We start from the raw sequence: 4,315 nt of genomic DNA, 5'->3' as shown, positions 1-4,315 counted from the left end.
CTTCAAGACGCACGAGACAGCCGCACCCCATCCCGCATCAGCAGCCTGCCCCGCAGGCAGCTGCTGCGTCAAAACCTCCGCACTCCCCGAACAGCAGGCTACTCAGACACAGTGCGCACCCGTGACCGCGCCTACGGCTTCGACGAAGTCCTGCAATCCGACTTCTGCCAATCGGTGTAGTCGCACGGCGGACACATGCCAGTCGGCAATAAAAATTGATCGCTCATTCACGATTCAGAATGAATTAGGGCCTTACAAAGTGACGAATGTTGACGTGCCGTGCTCGCTCTCTGTGCGTAAGAAGCCCAACAAGGACCCCAAGGCACCGCCCAGCTACTCGTGCACCCCCAACCCGGACATGGCCTGCTATAGCGGCATTACCGTCAGCGCAGGAATCGATTTATCGCAACAAAGCATCCGTTCGCTCAATTCTATGGGAATCAATGCTACACAGAATGTGGGGCTTTTCAATCTTCTCAAACCCTATCTGCCACCTCCGCAGAGAACCGGATGTAACGCAGAAATATATCTCTTGGAGCACCCCATGAGTATCACGGCCACGCAAGCTCAGACTTTTGACAACCTCGCTTACGCAAGCTACGAAGGTCAGGTCGTCAAGGCATTTGATGACGAAACAGGACAAAATTTTGCCTTGTTGCCAGCGCCAGTGCAAACCACGCTCTTCGACTATTATTATTGGCACGGGAATATTCTGGCACTTGTACCAGATATAAAATCAGATGATTGGAATGGCGTAGTTGCAGATCTTCATGCAATGCAATCCAACTTCAAGAAAGGAAGTGATTTCTATAATAGATATAAAAGAGAGGCAGATAAATTGCAAAGTTCCATAAGTGATGGCTCTCTTAAGGAGTATACAAAATGCTTAAAGAAATGATCGTCGCCTTTAGTTTTCTGGCGACATTTTTGGCTATATCCCCTGCTTTGGCGGGCGACAACGTGCAAAGGACGTCATCGATCTCAAAGATGACACCAATACCCAAAAAAAACTCAATGCTAGACATGAAGTTCAGTGAAACCCAGAGATTAATCCAAGAGGCGTCAGATTTTGTTGGTAAAAAATTTATTACGAATTCTTGGCTTACCATAAATCAAAAAATTAATTCCCCACCAGAAATTCTTAGTGATGCCCTGTGCGATAGAATGCAATCAGTTGCTGGAAAATGGTCCCATGTCGTTCAAGGTGTTTTCGTCGAAGGTGGTATCATCCCCGGCCAAGCCTTGGTCACAGCGTTCGTCGTGCTGAACGCGCGACATCAAGTTTTAGCAGTGGGGGGTATATCTGTTGGAACTATCGGGGAAAATGACGGGAATCCACTTGATGCAACTGACCCAAACAAAGTCGACATTTTTTACAAATCTCGTACTGATCTTCAGACAGCGCTCCCGCAGATCAACGGGTTCGCTCGGTTTTATATCAAAAGCTTTGATAACCCATCGTCTCCGGCAACAAATCCGCCATCAACATTCATTGAGAGACAGTATGACCTGGGACGATGTAGCGCGGGCAAGACGGGAAAGCACATTGATGTGGAGACTTGCCTCAAACAAACAAGGACGCTGCCCGTGAATTGATATTGGAGAGTGAAACCATTCCTGGGGAGGGGTTGATGGCTTTTATTTATCTATTTGGTTGTGTTCGCAGGCTACGGTGGCCCATTATTCGATGGTGAATATCGCTCAACGGCTGGATAACCTGGTTAAACAGCTGCCGGCATCCTCCGCCTCAAGCACATGCAGCATCACGACTGCGGCGCAAAAACTGGCTAACGAAATGACTGACGCGCTGATTTCCAACGATGTATACAACAACAGCGCACAGGCCTATCTTCCGTCCTTTGTCCAACGGATTCCCAACAATGACACTTCTGCACTGGCCGTGTTGGGGATCAATCAGCCCGGGCTCTTATCACACCCTGCGTCTGGTTTTTATGCGTCGGTGTATTATGATAAATATACTCATAAATATATTGTTGCAAACAGAGGCACATCCCCCACTTATTTCCACGGAATACCAACATTTTTGGATTATACGACAGACGTTAGGCAGGCGTTGGGCTATCCAACGCGGCAATATAATATTGATGCCTATAAATTGGCAAAAGCCCTGACCAACGGACATAACGTGGTTTTCACCGGTCATTCTCTTGGTGGTGGACTGGCAGCCTTGGAAGCCCGTATTACTGGAGATCCAGCAGTCACTTTTGATTCAGCAGGAGTGAGCACTTCTACATTGGAAGCTACTGGAGCTTCTGATCCGGCAACAATCGTTAATTTGGAAGTCAACGGCCAACTCCTTGGTCAAGTGCAAGGACATTCCTTACGTTCCGATTTTTCCTGCATGCTGCAAAATGAACCCTCAATAACAAAGGCATTTTTGTATGCCATTGCACTTGATTCGTCGGTAAGATACGGTCAGGCGATGAAAAGTACGACCATCCTTCCGCGATCATTAGGGCAACAAGTGGTTTTACCTCTGACCACTTGGTCTCCTACCGCCCTGGATTCAGAAACAGCAACGACGCCTACTACCGGAACATGCCTGGCCAATATTGAAGAAGAAGCCCTTGTTTATCACAAGGCGGATAAGGTGGTTCATGCGCTCAACTACGAAGTGACTCAACTGATTTGTCCCAAAGGAAAAAGCTCATGACGGTCTATAAACGAATCCACATTATTGCTGTAGCGGCTATAACGCTGCTCTTCCTGCTTAACACGACATCCGATGCGGCTTTGTTTCGTCTGCACGGCATGACCGCGCAAGACGTTTTTTCTAATGCAAAAGCTGCCGCACTGGCCAATGCCGCCTGCAAGGGGGATGCTTCTGAAATTGTGCATCTGGTTCACTCTGGTGCCGATGTGAATTATCGCGGGAAAGGGGGCATTTCTCCGCTCATTTGGGCGATGTCCTGCCACAACTACAACGGTATGCGGGCCCTCCTGAAGCATGGAGCCAACCCGAACCAGCCGATGGAAGATGATCAAGGGCCGGTTTGGCTTGCAGCGGGCGGTAGCGACCCAAAAATCTTGCCGATTCTGTTGAAGTATGGCGGAAATCCTAATGATGTGCATCACGGGCGTAGTTCGGCTCTGGAAAATGCGATTATGTTCCAGCGTACCGCCAATATGAAACTGCTCGTGCAGCATGGGGCTAATGTAAACTATGTAGGTCTGCTAAGCGCAGGCCTAAATGCTGCTGGCCACCATCGCTTCGACTATGTCGTGTTTTTGTTAAAGCATGGCTACGATCATGACCTGCAGGAACTAGCGAACGCCATTCTCCAACAAAAAAGCAGTTTTGGGCGCTATTGGAAGGAAACGAAGAATGGTCGTTCCAAACTGATGTACAACCCGCATTGGCGGGAAGACAAGAAACAGATGCAGCAATATCTCTATTTCAAGCAGGCTCTGCAGATGCTTGCCGCCAAGGGCTATAGGGCACACAAGATAGCACCTAAGATTCTGCCTCCGCCGCCGCCGCTTCCCTCAGGCGCTCCAATTCCCTCAGGCGGCAGCTGATAGCACCGAGGGATAGAGATGAAGCCCAGCGTATATGGTTCATAAGCATGTTCGTGCAGTTGCATTGTTGCCGGGTGCCTACAGTATCTGCCATTCAATGGGTTACGGAGGGCTCAGACAAAGCTCTAATTGTAAGGGGCCATAGAAATGACATTTAAAACGTCACTACTGAGCACGTACAATCACTTTAGATGGGAGATAGCCTTAACAACCATAATATTTATGTTGTTATTGTTACAAATGATGTTGTTTTATCTGCTTGAAATACCTTTTGATTTAGGCAGAGAAATTGACGCGCTAACCATTATTGTTATTTTTGTAGCCCTAGCAGAATTTGGAAGATCTTTTAATAATTTTATTTTAGACTTTTCGTTTTTTTTAATTACAACATTTATTTTTTTGTTAATTATTTTGGCATCATCGGCCTTTCTTTTACAATTGTTGGTATTTTTATTGTTTTTATATGGATGGTATCGTCATCTTTTACTATTTTTCCAGTTAGATTTCTTAATCACATCTATAGGTTTTTTAATCGTTATTACGGTATGGTCAAAAAATATACAGAAGAATTCTCATGTTGTGGCGGATAAGGTAGATGGATCCCCAACTCCCTGAAGAGCATACGCAGCCCCCCCACCCACTGTTGACGCTCTCAGTGGGTACAGCAGGAACCCGACCCAAGAACCGATTGCCGCGCAGGACTGCCTGGGTCACTGCAGCAGTGCTATCCTCTCTCGGTATCGCTTGGGGAGCACCGGTCGTGCCAACATCATCT

The 4,315-nt window shown here is 47.3% G+C and carries 6 protein-coding genes; all 6 read left to right on the top strand.

Going from position 1 to position 4,315, the window contains the following annotated elements:
- A partial coding sequence (locus HAP95_RS07675) for a pesticin C-terminus-like muramidase (protein WP_215883688.1) occupies nucleotides 1–898 on the top strand: 898 nt, incomplete at its 5' end.
- A complete protein-coding gene (locus HAP95_RS07670; RefSeq protein ID WP_215883687.1) occupies nucleotides 883–1,596 on the top strand; it encodes a hypothetical protein in 714 nt (237 codons plus the stop codon). The genes HAP95_RS07675 and HAP95_RS07670, both read left to right, overlap by 16 nt.
- A 91-nt stretch (nucleotides 1,597–1,687) precedes the next feature.
- Nucleotides 1,688–2,674, top strand: a complete 987-nt coding sequence (locus HAP95_RS07665; protein ID WP_215883686.1) for a Tle-like phospholipase domain-containing protein — start codon at nucleotides 1,688–1,690, stop codon at nucleotides 2,672–2,674.
- On the top strand, nucleotides 2,671–3,540 hold the full coding sequence (locus tag HAP95_RS07660; protein WP_215883685.1) for an ankyrin repeat domain-containing protein: 870 nt from the start codon (nucleotides 2,671–2,673) through the stop codon (nucleotides 3,538–3,540). The genes HAP95_RS07665 and HAP95_RS07660 overlap by 4 nt, the downstream gene beginning before the upstream one ends.
- A gap of 147 nt (nucleotides 3,541–3,687) precedes the next feature.
- Nucleotides 3,688–4,155: a hypothetical protein gene (locus tag HAP95_RS07655; protein WP_215883684.1), complete on the top strand. Its 468-nt coding sequence runs from the start codon at nucleotides 3,688–3,690 to the stop codon at nucleotides 4,153–4,155.
- A partial coding sequence (locus HAP95_RS07650) for a hypothetical protein (protein WP_215883683.1) occupies nucleotides 4,136–4,315 on the top strand: 180 nt, incomplete at its 3' end. The genes HAP95_RS07655 and HAP95_RS07650, both read left to right, overlap by 20 nt.

This window comes from Acidithiobacillus sulfurivorans, assembly GCF_018853815.1.
Lineage (GTDB): Bacteria > Pseudomonadota > Gammaproteobacteria > Acidithiobacillales > Acidithiobacillaceae > Acidithiobacillus > Acidithiobacillus sulfurivorans.
This window is presented reverse-complemented; position numbering and strand designations above follow the sequence as displayed.

Coding starts and splice junctions, on each gene's coding strand:
- HAP95_RS07665 (WP_215883686.1), top strand. CDS start 1,688: ATGGTGAATATCGCTCAACGGCTGGATAACCTGGTTAAACAGCTGCCG.
- HAP95_RS07670 (WP_215883687.1), top strand. CDS start 883: ATGCTTAAAGAAATGATCGTCGCCTTTAGTTTTCTGGCGACATTTTTG.
- HAP95_RS07655 (WP_215883684.1), top strand. CDS start 3,688: ATGACATTTAAAACGTCACTACTGAGCACGTACAATCACTTTAGATGG.
- HAP95_RS07660 (WP_215883685.1), top strand. CDS start 2,671: ATGACGGTCTATAAACGAATCCACATTATTGCTGTAGCGGCTATAACG.